The following is a 16,679-nucleotide window of genomic DNA, read 5'->3' on the forward strand; positions in this document are numbered from 1 at the left end:
ATTCAAGCAAAGCTGTTTTAAACGACTTTTAAGCGATAATAAATAGTTCGATATTCCCGTTTAGTCGAAATATTGAAATAAATTGAAATAAAATGTAATTTCTTGTAGATAAAGAAAAGTTATTAGCTATAGTATTATCTTTGCCACATCAGTTAAAATATTTGATTGCGATTGCGAGTAAAACAAAGCAATCATAATACATTGCTTTATGGCTGAAAATAGAGATTTGAGCGGTACTGATTTAAGCAACGCTAACTTAAGCGGTAATATTTTTGGCGATACAAATTTAATTAACTTGTTAGAAGCTCTGGTAATCGCCAGGGAAATTCAAGATGAATCATATCGCGTCTATGCACTATCTTCTTTAGCTGCTAAATTACCACCAGAATATTTAGGTGAAGTACTCGCTGCTGCTAGAGAAATTAGCGATAAATATTCTCGCGCCTATGTCCTAACTTCTTTGGCAGACAAAACGCCAGAATTGTTAACTGAAGCTCTGGCTAATGCTAGGGAAATTAAAAATGAGTATTATCGTCCCCAAGCTCTAATTTATTTAGCAGACAAAATGCCGGAATTGTTAAATGAAGCATTAGCTGCTACTAGGGAGATTGAGAAGGAGCAATATCGTGCTCATGTCTTAAGGTTTGATTTAGTAAAAAAACTGCCACCAGAATTGTTAAGTGAAGCGCTGGTAATAGCTAAAGAGATTATTGATGAGCATTATCGCGCTTTTGCTCTAACTGCTTTCGCAGAAAAACAACCGGAATTATTAACTGAAGTCGTCGCTGCCGCTAAAGAGATTAAAAATGAAGAATATCGCGCTTCTGTCCTAAGTTCCCTAACTCCTAAATCGCCACCAGAATTGTTAACTGAAGTTGTAGCGATAGCTAGGGAAATCAAAGATGATTATTCTCGCGCTTCTGTCTTAACTTCTGCTTCAGATCGACTACCTGATTTACTACCAGAAGCTCTTACTGTTGCTAGGAAAATTCAGAATGAGCAATATCGCCAGCGAGTCCTAAATTCTTTAGCAAACAAATTGCCATCGGAATTATTAACTGAAGCTTTTGCTGCTGCCAAGGAGATTAAAAATGAGAATCACCGCGCTAATACAATACAGTCTTTAGCAAGCAAACTGCCACCGGAATTATTAAATGAAGCTCTTGCTGTTACTAGAGAGATTAATAATGAGTTGAGTCGAGTCCTAATCTTAAGTGAGTTAGCTACACAACTACCAGAATTGCTTCTAGAAGCTCTAGCTACAGCTAAGAAGATTAACGATGATTTTTTTCACGCGATCGCCTTAATTAATTTAGCAGATATACTGCCACCAGAATTGCTAAGTGAAGCTCTCGCTGATGTTCGGGAGATTGAGGAGGAAAAATATCGTCCCTGTGCCCTAAGTCCTCAACGTAGAAGTACTACCACCAGAATTATTAAGTGTAGCTCTGGCTGTGGCATCTGAGATGGAAGATGAAAGATATCGTGCCTTTGCCTTAAGTACTTTAGCTGCTAAATTGCCACCAGAATTTTTAAATCAAGTTTTAGCTGTGGCTAGAAATATCGAAGATGATGAATATCGTGCTGAAGTCTTAATTGCTTTAAGTGACAAACTCCCAGAATTATTACCAGAAGCTCTAGCTGCTATTAGAGAGATTCATATTCTTAATAATTACGGCCGCAAAAACTTATTGCAAGCCTTTGTGGAGAAATTACTACCGCATGATAGTAGCTTGAATCAAGTAAGTCAGAGTTTTGCCAATTTAGAAGGCGCAATTTTGATTAATGCTGACTTGAGCAAAGTTGATTTAAGACGCGGTAATTTGAGAAAAGCCAATTTTAATAATGCTAACCTAGAAGGTGCTTTTCTAAACAATGCCGATTTGAGTCAAGCAAAGCTGATTCAAACTAACTTGAGATACGCCAACTTAAGAGATGCTCATTTTGTTAATGCTACATTGATAGGTGCTAATTTAGCTAACGCAAACCTGATAGGAGCTAACTTAATTGATGCTGACTTAAGTGGCGCTAATGTAGAAAATGCCAAATTTGGGCACAATCAAGGAATTTCAGACGATATGAGGCGTAATCTTGAAGGAAGAGGAGCAATCTTTGTTGACGAGCCTCCTAGAGAAGATTCAAGGGTTTTAGTTTCTGTATAAAAAGCAGTAGCGTATATCCAATTTTCTCAAAGCTGTTTTAAACAACTTTGAAAACCTCTTCATATCTGATATTATATATTTCGGCATTCCCGTACATGCGAAATATATATATTTGAATTTTCGCTTTTATATTATCGGCAAAATACAGCTTTAATTAAATAACCTTCCATCTCAATACTGCTCGCTTAAGGGGAGATCCTCCCTAACCCTCCTTAAAACGGAGGGAACTAATCCCCCTTTTTAAGGGGGTTTGGGGGATCTAACAATTGTGTTCAATTACCTAACCGAACAGTATTGCCTTCCACCTTATATATAGAAGCTGTCTCAAACAACTTTGAAAACTTCTTCAAATTCGATAATATATATTTCGATATTCCCGTATATACGAAGTTTCATATATAGCACCACTAATATATAACCCTAATAACCTTTATGCAAACAAATAGCTTGAATGATTGACACTGTAAATATAATTTTTGTAATTCATTAGAATAACAAAAGCTAAAACTGTAAATTTAGTCAAGCTTCTCTGACATTCAAAAAATGCGTTAACGAATTGACAAGGGTTTCAGGTAGGGGTAAATTGATAATCTATGGCGACGTATGTCTGTAAATTTCGACGAGCTTGGAGCCTTGATTAAATGGTTTATTCAATTGAGGGGAAACGGCGAGATTGCAGTCAACTTAACATAAACTATTTTCAATATTTTTGTTACGGTTGACATATTATTCGTAAATTGCGGTCAACAAAAAACTTATTAGTGAATGCTGAAGATAAGTTGCGATCGCGAAGCGCTGCTGCAAGTAGATCGCGAACATTTTGATGTTTTGGAATATTATTGTTTTGAAAACAATTTTTTGTTTAGATAATCTTGCTAATAGCCGCTAATAAATCTTGATGAACGGATTCGGAAGTTGCGATAATTAAACCTGGTAATTTGTAATCGGAGCATTCGGAGAGGGGAGGTAAAGCAGAACCATCCAAACTCGTAACCATGCAACCAGCTTCTTTAGCAATAAAAGCTAAAGCAGCACCATCGATAAACTGACCGAATCTTTTGAGTGCGCCACTTATTCCACCAGTCAAAATAGAATTAAGATTGGGCATTTGAATCGAGCTAGAATAATCTTCTGCTGCATTAATAATATTGTATTTATCTTTCAGTGTAGGTGTTAACGAACTCATAGAAGTACCCAGTAATATAGTAGGTTTTGCTGTAGAGTCTACTTTTAATGGAGTACATTCTGATAAATCCATTTTGAGATTACCCTTGAAAGCACCTTCACCTCTGAGGGCATAGAAATAAGTATCTTCGCTGGGGGAAATTGCAATTACCGCTTCGTAATCATCTGTATTTAAGATGCTAAGAATAATTTGATAATTAGAATGTCCATCAATATAGTATTTTGTGCCGTCAATGGGGTCAAGAGTGACTAAATAATCATCTTTTTCGCCCAAATCTACAGCACGAAAATACTTTGTGTTGGGAGAACTTTTATATTCTTCTCCGTAAAAACGAATGTTTGGGAAATTGCCTAATAAAGCAACTTCGACAAAATTTTGAATTGCTAAATCGGCTTCAGTCAAAGCAGCAGAAAAAAAGCTTTCTCCTCCATCTTTGTCAGGAAGTGCGGCGATTTTCGGTTGCAGAAAACGAGCGTAACCTGCTGCTGCTTTTAAATGCGGAAGTAAAGTTTCTAAAATAGTACGCGGTGAGGGCATAAAAGGTAATTGGTAATTGGTAATTGGTAATGGCTAATGGATTAAATATGATAAGTCACAAGCTAAAAAATATAAACTGATAACTGTTAACTGCTCACTGTTCACTGTTAACTGCTCACTGTTCGCTGTTCACTGTTCACTGTTCGCTATTTTCTCCATCTCGTCTTCCTAGTTCGTAAACTCCACAACCCATGCAAGCGAGAATTCCGGTACTTATACCCCAACTGCCTCCTAAACTCAGTTCTATAATCCAGTTAGACAAAGCACCGACAATTAAAAACGGTATGATGCTAAAAACGGATGCATAGAAAGCATTTTGCGATTCTCTGGCTTCGCGGGTTTTTTCAAATTCAGTTTTACTGGTGTACATAAATCGCTCGGCAAAATTAAACCAGCGATTTAGCTGTATTGTTACCCATTCACCAACTGGGGAAAAACCTAGATACAATGCCAAAGACCATAAAGTTGCTCCTGCAATGGCTATTGTGTCTATATCGAACTTGAAAGGAAATATCTCAGTTAGCATAGTTTGCGAAAATGCTCGAATTTATCAAATAAACTTGCAAGCCTAATATTATCGAAACAGTAATTATTTTTAAAGTTAGATTTTACAGCATTTGTGACTTTTGACAAAATTTACCTTACAGCTTTGGTCAAAAGCAATTGTAGTATTCCGCTAATATGCTTTAAACATGGCTGAATGTATATATCTACACTATCTATAGATTCTGGGAACTTTATTGCTGCTTATCGATACTTATTTATAGGTTATTTCGGATAACCAAGAGAAAATACTCAATATTGATTGCTTAATTTCTGCAATAACACAGAAATGCTATTTGTATTTTTATAAATTGACCTTATTTGTACCTATAGACAAATTATTTACTTAGGTATTTTAAGTATTGTCCGAATAAATATTTATTTTTCTCTGTTTAGCCATTTAATGCAAGAGAATTTTTACTGAAGCTTTTTATTTAAATTATTTCTTATAAATAACTTTAAATAAAATAAAAAATAGATTGTTGACATTTGTATTTCCCTAGGTAAGATAATGCAAGTGTTCCGATGAATATGGGCATAATATACCCTGAAAGCAAGTTTAATTTAGCTTTGAATTTGAAAATATATATCTATTATCTAAGTAAAAATACAAAGTAAAAAATATGAATCAAAGAATAATTAATATCAAAAATTTCAAATATTTAGCATTAATTATTGTCAGTTTGGCAGTTATATTACTTAGCTCAAATACGGTGAAAGCCATAGAACCAAACTCTACACTCATAGCTAGAAATAATATTTGGTCATCAGCTTCTTTCCCCGTCGAACGTTTTCAACGCTACACATCGCCTTTCGGATATCGTCGCTCTCCTAGAAGTGGTCGTTTAGAGTTTCATAACGGTTTAGATATTGCCGCACCTCAAGGTAGCTACATCCGCAACTGGTGGGGAGGAAAGGTTATTAAAGTAGGCGATCGCGGTGCTTGCGGTACCCATATAATCGTCCAATCGGGTAATTGGAAACACAGTTACTGTCATATGAAAGGAGGAGTACAAAAAATCAACGGTCGTCTTTACATGGTTGACCGTGCGGGTGGCATTAAAATCGCTAAAGGTCAACAGGTTCCCGCAGGTGCCAGAATCGGACGTATCGGCATGACTGGACGCACTACAGGTCCTCATCTGCATTGGGTACTAAGATATGGTAGTAATTATGTTGACCCCGCACAAGTTCTTAGAGCTATGTATTCTAAGCAAGCAATTAGACCGCAATCTAATATGGGTAGTAACCAACGATATCAAATCAAGCTTGAAGAATCAAAAGTAATTGGTAATCAGTAAACAGTTATCGGTGATTTTAACCTTTGACCTTTGACCTTTAACCTTTAATAGCGAATATCATTTTCTAAAAGGTTATGCTGTTGATTTGATTTTCTTGAGGAAGAAGTTATTATTAGCGTAGATATCATTTTATAGCAACTGCCATAAGTATTATTTTTCTCAAATAGAGTTGAGATATCGCCAACAAAAATTAATTAGCATACCTGGTAGAGCAAAATCATTAAAGGAGAATATGAGTAATCAGCGACTAAGGATAAGCCTATCAGTAGCGCTATTTCTGATAGGATTGCTTGTTGTCTGTTTAATTGCTTTGTTTCCCGGAATCGAAATTGTTGCAGCTCAAACGGTAAATAGAAATGTAGTTGCTACTGCTGGTAATGATGCTTGGGCTAATGCTTCTTTCCCTGTAGAGAAATTTCAGGGTTATACCTCTGGGTTTGGTTATCGCCGCTCTCCTAGAAATCGCCGCCGAGTTCAATTTCACAACGGTTTGGATATTGCGGCTCCTAAAGGTAGTTATGTTCGCAATTGGTTTGCCGGTAAAGTTATAAAAGTAGGCGATCGCGGTGCTTGCGGTACCCATATAATTATAAAATCCGGTAGCTGGAAGCATAGTTACTGTCATTTACAAGGACGTGTAGCTAGAATTAACGGTCGTTTATATATGATTGATAGGGCTGGTGGAATTAAAATTGCTAAAAATCAGCAAGTACCATCTGGAATGAGAATTGGTAGAATTGGTATGACTGGACGTACTACTGGACCTCATTTGCATTGGGTAATTCGGTACAATAACAGATATGTAGATCCTGGTGCAGTATTGCGGCAAATGTATGCCAAGCAAAGTAATTAATACTAGTATTCGTTTTCATTAAAATTGATGGGTTCTGACAAGCAGGGGAAGCAGGGGAAGCAGGGGAGCAGGGGGAGAAAAGAATTTTGAGAAAAATAAACCCTTCAGAATTAATGACATGCAATACTAGTGGTGCTTTTCATTTATTTTGACGGATTGTAGAGACGTAGCAATGCTACGTCTCCCGACGTTAGGGAGAAAACGAACCCATCAAAATTAATGAAATAGAACAGTAGGTAAGCAAATTTGATTGTATATTTACTAATTGGTTATATAGCTGTTTCCTATTCCCTATCCAAACAGAATGTTAAATTAATTCTGCACGAATACTTACTAGGACTCAAGAATTTTGCAATTTTGAATTATTTGTACAAATCAATAATTACAGAAACCCGGTTTTTTTCAACAAAACCGGGTTTCTAGTTTTTTATGTTGTCAAAGGGAAACTTTAGATTAAAGTAGTCAGAAACCAGGTTTCTTAAAGCTTCTTAAAAATGCTACAAGATGTCAGTAACTACTAACTACTAACTACTAACTACTAACCACTAATTTATTTTCGGGTATTTTCGTGTATTCAGAAACAATTTTACGGAATTGTTCGCCTTCTATGGTTTCCTGTTCAATTAATAGATCCACAAGACGATCCAATAATGGACGGTTGTCTCGCATAATTTGACGCGCTTCTTGATAGCATGAAAGTGCAATCTCTCGCACCTTTTTATCAATTTGGGTAGCCATGTCTTCGGAATACTCGTTGCGATTCCCCCAATCACCACCCAAAAATACGTCCCGATTCTGACTTTCTAAGGCTACTAGTCCTAAATTGGACATCCCAAACATTGTTACCATCTTCCTGGCTAGATTGGTTACCTGTTTCAAATCGTTACTAGCACCACCAGTAATTTCTTTATCACCAAAGACTTCGGCTTCAGATGCTCTACCTCCCAAAGTCATGGTAATATTATCCTTGAGCCAAGCTTTACTATACAAACCACTATCAATTATCTCTTCATTCGGTGTTTGCTGGGAAAAACCACCAACTCCACCAGAACGAGGAATGATTGTTACTTTATTTAATGGATCTGCATGTTCCAAAACTGTAGCTAGTAAAGCATGTCCAACTTCGTGATAGGCAATCAAACGCTTCTTCTTACTATCTAAAAGCGGATTTAAAGTTAAGCCGATAGTTAACCTATCAATGGCATCGTCAATTTCTATCTGGGTAATTGTTTCCTTACGTCTTCTTGCCGTTAAAATAGCCGCTTCATTAAGAAGATTTGCTAAATCTGCTCCTGTAAAACCCGGAGTCCGACGAGCTACAACTTCCAAAGAAACTGAAGGATCTACCTTCTTATTGCGAGCGTGAACCTGTAAAATTGACAAACGTCCTTTTCTATCCGGTGCATCAACAATCACCTGTCTGTCAAAACGTCCCGGACGTAAAAGCGCTGCATCCAGTACGTCAGGGCGGTTTGTGGCTGCAATAATAATTATACCGTTGTTACCTTCAAAACCATCCATCTCCGTAAGCAGCTGGTTTAAAGTTTGCTCCCGCTCGTCATTACCACCACCAATACCAGCACCGCGCTGTCTTCCTACAGCATCAATTTCATCAATAAATATCAAACAAGGAGCATTTTCCTTGGCTTTCTTAAATAAATCCCTTACTCGTGAAGCACCAACACCCACGAACATCTCCACAAATTCCGAACCGGAAATACTAAAGAAAGGCACTCCCGCTTCCCCAGCGATCGCCTTTGCAAGTAATGTTTTACCAGTTCCAGGAGGACCTACCAATAATACACCTTTGGGAATCCTTGCGCCAACAGCAGTAAACTTTTCTGGCTGCTTCAGGAATGTCACAACTTCACCAAGTTCTTCCTTGGCTTCCTCAATTCCCGCCACATCATCAAACTTGATTCCAGTTTTAGCTTCTATCTGAAAACGAGCTTTAGATTTACCAAAATTCATCGCTTGGGAAGAAGCGTTGGTAGTACGACGCAAAAACAACAGCATCAAAGCCACCAAAGGCAAAATCCACATTAAATTAAACAGTAAACTTACGGCAACCCTACTGTTTGCCGAAGAAGTTTCCGCAAAATCAACTCCACCCTCTCTGAGTTCCCGAATTAACTCGCGGTTGTCATCGAGAAGTCTTACCTTTATCGGCTTATCCGCATCCCCTTCCGCCAAAAATACCCTTGCTATTTGCTCCGTTTCATCAAGCTCTACTCGCTCAACTTCACCGCGATCAATTTTCTCAATCAAATCGCCATAGGTAAATTCATCCTTCTCCTGCTTCTGCTGAGCCAAGGCTTCTGTTCCTCCAAAAGCCCCTGACAACAGCAGACTCAATGACAGTAACCCACTAAAAGCTCTACGCTTGAGGGCTGAGTGTTTATGTAACGCCTTTTTGTCAAAATTTATCATAGATAGTTACCCTTTGTCTGTTGCCGCATACCGTGGGGCTAATTTTGTTGCCTGTAGTCTTCAACAATGCAAATAATTTTATTCTCAATAATAAGAGTGTAGCTTTTCTAAAAAAATACATTCCTCCTTTTTTTCATCTCATAACTCACTTTTCAGGACGCATACTTCTAAATTTGATAATTAACACTACTTATAGTAACCATTTTTACACATTTTCGACTTATAGATATCGTCATGTCATACCACATAATTGCCTCAAACTACTATTTGACACAATTTAAATTTAATCGCTAAAATATTCGTAGTCGTAATGACTTCAAGTTGATTATAACAAAAAGAATTAATTGAGTGTTAGGAAATGAAGATAGTTGGAATTGCCGGTAGTTTGAGAAACGAGTCTTATACTCATAAAGCATTGGGTATAGCAGCGCAGAGAGTGGAAGCCTTGGGAGCGGAGGTAGAAATACTGGATTTGAGGAAAATGAAGCTGCCATTTTGCGATGGGGGAGATGAATATTCGGAATATCCAGACGTAAAAAAATTGCAGGAGACGGTTAAGCAAGCCGACGGATTGATATTAGCCACACCAGAGTATCACGGTGGGATGAGTGGAGTATTGAAAAACGTTTTGGACTTGATGAGTTTTGAAGAATTGTCAGATAAAGTTGTAGGAAATATCAGTATTTTAGGCGGACAATCGAACAGTAATTCCCTCAATCAGATGCGTGTTGTCATGCGTTGGGTACATGCTTGGGTAATTCCCGAACAAATAGCCATCGGACAAGCTTGGAAAGCCTTCGATAAAGAAGGTAAACTTTTAGACGGAAAATTGTCAGAGCGTGTAGATAAATTTGCCCAGAGTTTGCTTGAAAATACTCGGAAGCTGCGTGGAGTTTAGTTAGAGGGGGGAGAGGGGGGAGAAATAAAATTATTAACTCCTAACTCCTAACTTTCCCCTTTACCAATTCCTTAAAATAAAAGAACCATGCACTGCTAATTTAAGAATATGAATATAGCTTTTGAATTAGACCTTGATAACATTAACTTAACTGACGAGCAGTTTTTTCAACTTTGTGAGAATAACTCAGATGTCAGATTTGAGCGCACGGCTTCAGGGGAATTAATTATTATGCCACCAACGGGAAGTATTACTGGTAATAGGAATTCCGATTTAAATTATCAGTTAACAGCTTGGAATAGGAAAAATAAATTGGGGAAAACCTTCGATTCTTCAAGTGGTTTCAAACTTCCGAATGGTGCAGAGCGATCTCCGGATGCGTCTTGGGTGAAAATAGAAAGATGGGATGCTTTGACAGAAGAGGAGCAAGAAAGATTTGCTCCCCTATGTCCCGATTTTGTGGTTGAATTAATGTCTTCTAACCATAGCTTGGAGAAAACCACAGCCAAGATGAAGGAATATATGGAAAATGGTGCATCTTTGGGGTGGTTAATTAATCGCAAGCTTCTTCAGATAGAAATTTATCGTCTTAACAAAAAAGTTGAAATTTTAGAATCACCACAAACTGTTTCTGGAGAAGATGTATTACCAGGGTTTGTTTTGGATTTAGCAGAAATTTGGTGAATGGGGAATGGGGCATTGGGCATGGGGCATTGGGAATAATTAGCAGTGACATTATCTTCTTCCCCTCACTCCCTCACTCCCTCACTCCCTCACTCCCTCACTCTATCTCTCCATATCCTCAACTTCCTTGGGAACACCTTTAGTTAAAACTTCGCATCCGTCTTCGGTGACTAAGACATCATCTTCGATACGAATACCGATTCCCATCCATTTTTGTGCTACTTGGGGTTGTTCTTCTGCGGGTTTTGCTCCTGGTACGATATAAATACCGGGTTCTACTGTTAAAACTTGTCCTGGTTGTAGAATTAAGGGATTATCGTCACCGTGTTGATAAACTCCGACATCGTGGACATCTAAACCCAACCAATGCCCGGTACGATGCATATAATAAGGTTTGTATTTTTCTTCTTCGATTAATTTATCAACTTCACCTTTAAGGATACCATTATCAACCATTCCTTCTACAAGTACCCTTAATGCGGTATCGTGAATTGAAGAGTAAGCATTTCCTGGTTTTACTTGAGCGATCGCCTGTTTTTGGGCTGATAAAACTAATTCATATAATATCTTTTGTTCGTCGGTGAATTTACCACCTACGGGAAAGGTGCGGGTGATGTCGGAGTTGTAATAATCGTAGGAGCAACCAGCATCAATTAACAGTAAATCTCCATCCTGCATTTGACGATTATTTTCAATGTAGTGGAGAATGCAAGAATTTGCACCAGATGCGACAATAGAAGGATATGCTGGTCCTAATCCACCATGTTTCCTGAAAATGCGCTCCATCTCTGCCTGAATTTCGTATTCGTAAACTCCGGGTTTTGCCATTTCCCGAGCTACATTGTGAGCTTCTACGGCAATATCGGCAGCTTTTTGCATTAACGTTAGTTCGGAATCGCTTTTAACTAAACGCATACCATGTAAAATTGTACAGGTATCTTGAATTGCTGTGGGTCCAGTACCGCGTTTGGGATAAGTGCGTAATAATCTTTGGTAATGGGTGAGAACAGTTTCGTTGAAGGGTTTGTCTCTTCCCAAACGATAATAAATTTTATCTGCGTTAATTAAATATTGGGGTAATTTGTCGTCGAGTTCGTTGATAGGATAAGCTTCGTCAGCACCATACTTTTCTTTGGCTGCATCAACTCCGGTGACATAACCGCTCCAAACTTCCTTGGTAATATCTTTTGGTTGTACGAATAAGATAAACTTGTGTTCTTCGTGGTGGGGAGCTAAAACCGCTACAGCTTCGGCTTCATTTAAACCAGTTAGATAGAAAAAATCGCTATCTTGACGGTAGGCATATTCTACATCATTATGCATCACAGCCATAGGGGCACTGCGAAAAATTGCCGTACCGTTACCAATCTTTGACATTAATGCATCCCGTCGCTGCCGATACTCTGCTTGCATAGTTCTTTGATATTGCGTTGCTTATATTTAATTAGGGTAATACTATTTTAGATTTTGGATTTTGCTATTTATCTGATTCCCATCTGGCTTTGTAACTTACTATCTCTCTTTATCTGTTTCCTCCGCGCTCTCTGCGGTTTTTATATCGGTAATTGTCGAGCTAAGAAGAAAGTTGTGGTAGTAGGTTTGGGTATCATTGCCAATATGGCAACCTTTTGACAAAAAAATAAATTAAAATATTTAGTATTTGATTTCAGTCAAAATCGATAAAACAGGGTTTATGACAATTTGCATGTATCAGTTATCGAGATATTTAATTTAATTAGAATAGAACAACATAAATGCAATCAAATATAAATAAAAGCAATCGCTTAGATGCACTTTTGGCTCTACGCGGTTTTGCTTGTTTGATGGTAGTGACGATTCATTGTGCTCCCCCCAGGAAATCAATTATTTACGACGATATTGATTTGAGTTGGCTGATGTTTAGTCACGGCGCGATCGCAGTTTGGATTTTGTTCGTTTTATCTGGTTATTTGATGGGGAAGGTTTTCTATACGAAGCGCTACACTGTTGATATTGCCGGAGTAATCAAGTTTTGGCGTAATCGTGTCTTGAGAATTTTTCCGCTATATTATTTTGCCGTACTAGTTTTATCTATCTTTGTTTATCCAGAAATTTTAAAATTTACTAATTGGGGTTATTTATTTAGAATATGTACGTTTACTTATCACCCTTATATTAGTTTTGAGACTGTAAAATTTAACGATGTTTTTTGGTCTTTATCCACGGAAATACAGTTTTATTTAATCGTTCCTTTTATTTACAGCTTGATTCATCATCGTTTGAGCAATCAAAAAAAGGTATTTATTGCTGGTTTCTTAATCATTATCGCAAGTTTAATTTTTAGAAGTTTACTTTGGATAAGTTTTAATCAAGAAATTACTCAAGATATGGGATATGCATTTAAATATTGGTATACTCCCTTAATTACCAATTTAGATTTATTTTTATGTGGTTTTTTAGTTAATGAATTGATTCAAAATCATAAATTTAAATTGAATTATAATAAATCGCTGATTATCAAAATACTTTCAGCCATACTGATAATTTTATTGTATTTATTTACAGCACATCATTTATATCATCAAGAGTTATGGAATTTACCAAATCGTAGCGGTGGTTGGAGAACATTAACAACGATATTGATATTACAGCCATTAACAGCAATAATTACCTCATTTTTTATATTCGCTTTTGACAAAGATGTTTATCAAGAATTTGGTAAAAATGAAAAGTTATCCTGCAATACAATTTTAAAAAATCCCACCAGAATATTAGAAATCATAGGTAATTTATCCTACGGTATTTATATTTGGCATATGCCAATTATTACCAGAACCTATGATGTTTTTAACGCAAAAATTCCTATAGAAGCATTTTATATCCGATTAACAGCAACCATTCTTTTATCCACTGTATTAGCTACAGTTACTTACTACTTAGTTGAATTACCTTTTGCTAAATGGAAGAGAAAATAGTTAATTGGTAATAACTCGTTCCCAGTCTCTGGCTGGGAACGCATAACTCAGAGGCTCTGCCTCTATTATAGGAGAAGAGGCAGAGCCTCTCGAAATGCATTACAAGTCAGAGACTTGTAACGAGAAACGGAGGCTAGGAAATATGACTAAATACACTTGTAAAATTTTAAAAAATAATTAGAGCATTTTTACATATTAAAAGTATATTTTTTCAACATTTTATAAATTTACCAGATGTTCTAATTTAACAGAATCTTTATAAAAACAAAGATAAAAGTTATATGAAAGCAGGAAATTTATAAATACGATGTTGGAATCTACAAATCCCTTAAAGAGTCATAGTGCATTACAATCTGCGTCAATCCAAAATAATAGTTTAGCTACAGAAAATGATTTAAATACTTTAAATTTAAGTGGCTCATCACAGTCATTAAATGATGAAGTTCTGACTTCTGATTTTGGTGCTCAAGATAATCCTAATCCCAGTCCTTATATTAGCAGCCCTGCTGTTTATGCTGATTTTAATGGTGATGGTATTCACGATAAATTTTGGCGTAATACAGCAACCGGTGAAAATGCTATTTGGTTGATGGATGGTGCTAATCCTACTGGTGCTGCTGTTAATACTTTAGGCACTGAATGGAACTACACTATTGGTGATTTTAATGGTGATGCCAAAACCGATTTAATGTGGCGTAATGGTAGTACTGGTGAAAACCTTTTATGGTTGATGGATGGTACTGAAATTGCGGCTGAGGGTGCTTTGGATACCCTAGGTACGGAGTGGGATCATAGTATTGGCGATTTTAACGGCGATGGTAAAACCGATTTAATTTGGCGTAATAACACTACTGGTGAAAATGCTGGCTGGTTGATGGATGGTGTCAGCGTTTCTAGTGCAGATTTCCTACCCCAGTTAGATTCATCCTGGAGTTATACCGTTGGTGAATTTAATCCTAACTTCAATACAGATATATTTTGGCATAACGAGCAGACTGGTGAAAATGCCATTTGGTTTATGAATGGCTTGAATGCAAACGCTAGCCAATTAGAAACATTTGGTGCTGGTTGGAAGTATGAAGAAGGTGATTTCGATGGCAACTTTACCACCGATATCCTTTGGGAAAATACAAGTACCGGTGAAACTAAGGTTTGGTTGATGAGTGGCTCAAATGTTACCGCAGCAGATTTACCAACTTTAGGTGCTGGTTATGAATCTGAAATCGGCGATTTCAACGCTGATGGTAGAATGGATATCCTCTGGAGAAATCAATCTACAGGGGAAAATGTCGCTTGGATTATGAATGGTGCTACTGCTACTCCAGTCGATTTACCACAGTTTGCTCCTGAATGGGATGCAACTGTCGGCGATTACGATGGTGATGGAGATACAGACGTTTTCGGGCGCAATACTCAAACTGGTGAAAACTTCTTCCTACGAGTAGATGGTACTGATGTCGTTGAGGAAGAATTACCTACACTTCCTACTGAATGGGTTTTTACTAATAGTTAATTGATAATAGGTAATGGGTAATTGGTAATAGATGATTAAAACTATTATTAGTTTATAATTTTGTTTATCTGTTTGCTATAACCGTTGAACAAGCTATTACCTAATATATCATCATTCAATGCTTAGTATTCATTGACCCGGTTTTTTGATAAGCCGGGTTTTTCATAATACGTATCTTCTTCTAATAATTTATTGATGAATCCTATTTATTGACCGATTACCAATTACCCATTCCTAACTTGATACTAAAAATGTTCATCATAAACAACATTTAATAATAAATTTTATGTTACCTCTTAACAAAAAAAAATGAACCAATCAGTTAAAACTGATAAATATTAGTGATAAATAACCACTATGTTTTCAACTGAAAATCTTTTAGGTGTATCTGTAAATGCTTTAAATACAGCATACACTTCCATTTCAAACAATACTTTTGACGAGAATATCTCCTTCGATAGCGATTCAATTTTACAAGGTGCTTCCGAATCGCTACTAAATGATGATGGACTTGTAAATAGTGAGGCAAATCCCAACCCTAATGCAATATTTAGCGGCGCAGCGGTTGAAGTAGATTTCAATGGTGATGGCAAAAACGATAAGTTTTGGCGGAACGAACAAACAGGTGAAACTGCTATTTGGTTGATGGATGGTGTTAATCCAAATGCAGAAACTCTGAGGGGTGTTGATGCAGCTTGGGATTTTGCTTTTGCTGATTTCAATGCTGATAACAGAACCGATATTTTTTGGCGGAATAAAGCTTCCGGTGAAAATGTAGTTTGGCAGATGGATGGTACTAATATCAACTCCCAAGAAACAATTCAAAAAATTGATTCTAACTGGGATTTTAGTATTGCTGAATTTAACGGCGATCGCAAGAGTGATATACTTTGGCGCAATTCGGAAACGGGTGAAAATGCGGCTTGGATAATGGATGGTACAAATGTTGTTACAGCTGCTTTTTTGCCTACCACCGATTTAATTTGGGATCGCAACATTACTGATTTCAATAACGATGGTAAAACCGATATATTTTGGCGCAATAGCGTAACCGGAGAAAACGCCGCTTGGTTTATGGATGGTACTACTGCTAATGGTTTTGCCGTACAAGAATTAGACACTAGTTGGAATCCAACTTTTGGGGATTTCAATGGAGATTCTCGGGCTGATATTCTCTGGAGCAATCAAGCTAGTGGAGAGAATGAAGTTTGGATAATGAATGGTACTTTATTTAATGATGTTCTCTTCAATGAAGAAACTTTAGATCAACTAAGTTCTGCTTGGCAAGCTAATATTGGAGATTTCAACGCTGACGGTAAATCTGATGTCTTTTGGCACAATACCGAAACCGGTGAAAATACAGCTTGGTTAATGAATGGAGGAAGTATTTTAACTAAAGCTTTCTTACCTTCCAATGATTTAACTTGGGAACCAACCTTTGGAGATTATACCGGAAACGGCAAAACTGATATTTTCTGGCGTAATAGTACCACTGGGGGAACTGCTATTTGGATGATGGATGGTACCATTGCCGAAGGTGAGTATTTACCAGATAATGAACCCGGTTGGAATACTTTTTAACAGTTAACAGTTAACAGCAGGTGAGGGAATGAGGGAG

13 protein-coding genes are annotated in these 16,679 nt (G+C 37.1%); 9 read left to right on the forward strand and 4 right to left on the reverse strand.

The window, feature by feature from the left end:
* Positions 1–208 precede the first annotated feature (208 nt).
* Both RIV7116_RS15380 and RIV7116_RS33915 read left to right on the forward strand, forming a co-directional pair.
* On the forward strand, positions 209–1,465 hold the full coding sequence (locus RIV7116_RS15380; protein WP_015119222.1) for a hypothetical protein: 1,257 nt from the start codon (positions 209–211) through the stop codon (positions 1,463–1,465).
* Positions 1,455–2,162: a pentapeptide repeat-containing protein gene (locus RIV7116_RS33915; protein ID WP_157229286.1), complete on the forward strand. Its 708-nt coding sequence runs from the start codon at positions 1,455–1,457 to the stop codon at positions 2,160–2,162. Before RIV7116_RS15380 ends, RIV7116_RS33915 begins: the two co-directional genes overlap by 11 nt.
* Positions 2,163–3,024: 862 nt before the next feature.
* Here RIV7116_RS33915 and RIV7116_RS15390 read toward each other — a convergent pair.
* Both RIV7116_RS15390 and RIV7116_RS15395 read right to left on the reverse strand, forming a co-directional pair.
* Positions 3,025–3,885, reverse strand: coding sequence for an inositol monophosphatase family protein (locus RIV7116_RS15390; protein WP_015119224.1), 861 nt, complete (start codon positions 3,883–3,885; stop codon positions 3,025–3,027).
* Positions 3,886–4,021: 136 nt separating this feature from the next.
* Positions 4,022–4,411 (reverse strand): hypothetical protein, encoded by a 390-nt coding sequence (locus RIV7116_RS15395; RefSeq protein ID WP_015119225.1) that lies wholly within the window; start codon positions 4,409–4,411, stop codon positions 4,022–4,024.
* Positions 4,412–5,051: 640 nt separating this feature from the next.
* Here RIV7116_RS15395 and RIV7116_RS15400 point away from each other — a divergent pair.
* Positions 5,052–5,729: a M23 family metallopeptidase gene (locus RIV7116_RS15400; RefSeq protein ID WP_015119226.1), complete on the forward strand. Its 678-nt coding sequence runs from the start codon at positions 5,052–5,054 to the stop codon at positions 5,727–5,729.
* Positions 5,730–5,961: 232 nt separating this feature from the next.
* On the forward strand, positions 5,962–6,582 hold the full coding sequence (locus tag RIV7116_RS15405; protein ID WP_015119227.1) for a M23 family metallopeptidase: 621 nt from the start codon (positions 5,962–5,964) through the stop codon (positions 6,580–6,582).
* 531 nt (positions 6,583–7,113) lie between these two features.
* On the opposite strand, the gene ftsH is transcribed toward RIV7116_RS15405, so the two are convergent.
* Positions 7,114–9,012: an ATP-dependent zinc metalloprotease FtsH gene (ftsH, locus tag RIV7116_RS15410; protein WP_015119228.1), complete on the reverse strand. Its 1,899-nt coding sequence runs from the start codon at positions 9,010–9,012 to the stop codon at positions 7,114–7,116.
* A gap of 358 nt (positions 9,013–9,370) precedes the next feature.
* Here ftsH and RIV7116_RS15415 point away from each other — a divergent pair, with 358 nt between their 5' ends.
* Together RIV7116_RS15415 and RIV7116_RS15420 are read left to right on the forward strand one after the other, a co-directional pair.
* Positions 9,371–9,910 (forward strand): NADPH-dependent FMN reductase, encoded by a 540-nt coding sequence (locus tag RIV7116_RS15415; RefSeq protein ID WP_015119229.1) that lies wholly within the window; start codon positions 9,371–9,373, stop codon positions 9,908–9,910.
* Positions 9,911–10,018: 108 nt separating this feature from the next.
* Positions 10,019–10,594 carry a Uma2 family endonuclease gene (locus tag RIV7116_RS15420; protein WP_015119230.1) on the forward strand — a complete coding sequence of 192 codons (576 nt, stop codon included), beginning with the start codon at positions 10,019–10,021 and terminating at the stop codon, positions 10,592–10,594.
* Positions 10,595–10,696: 102 nt separating this feature from the next.
* Here RIV7116_RS15420 and RIV7116_RS15425 read toward each other — a convergent pair whose 3' ends face one another.
* Complete coding sequence (locus tag RIV7116_RS15425; protein WP_015119231.1) at positions 10,697–12,007, reverse strand: aminopeptidase P N-terminal domain-containing protein; 1,311 nt, start codon at positions 12,005–12,007, stop codon at positions 10,697–10,699.
* 341 nt (positions 12,008–12,348) lie between these two features.
* On the opposite strand from RIV7116_RS15425, the gene RIV7116_RS15430 reads away from it, so the two are divergent.
* The 3 genes from RIV7116_RS15430 (at position 12,349) to RIV7116_RS15440 (ending at position 16,642) form a co-directional block, all read left to right on the forward strand.
* A complete protein-coding gene (locus RIV7116_RS15430; RefSeq protein ID WP_015119232.1) occupies positions 12,349–13,548 on the forward strand; it encodes an acyltransferase in 1,200 nt (399 codons plus the stop codon).
* Positions 13,549–13,855: 307 nt separating this feature from the next.
* Positions 13,856–15,061 (forward strand): VCBS repeat-containing protein, encoded by a 1,206-nt coding sequence (locus RIV7116_RS15435; RefSeq protein WP_015119233.1) that lies wholly within the window; start codon positions 13,856–13,858, stop codon positions 15,059–15,061.
* Between the two features lie 357 nt (positions 15,062–15,418).
* A complete protein-coding gene (locus RIV7116_RS15440) occupies positions 15,419–16,642 on the forward strand; it encodes a VCBS repeat-containing protein (RefSeq protein ID WP_015119234.1) in 1,224 nt (407 codons plus the stop codon).
* The last annotated feature ends 37 nt before the right edge of the window (positions 16,643–16,679 follow it).

The organism is Rivularia sp. PCC 7116 (assembly GCF_000316665.1).
In the GTDB taxonomy this organism is placed as follows: Bacteria; Cyanobacteriota; Cyanobacteriia; order Cyanobacteriales; family Nostocaceae; genus Rivularia.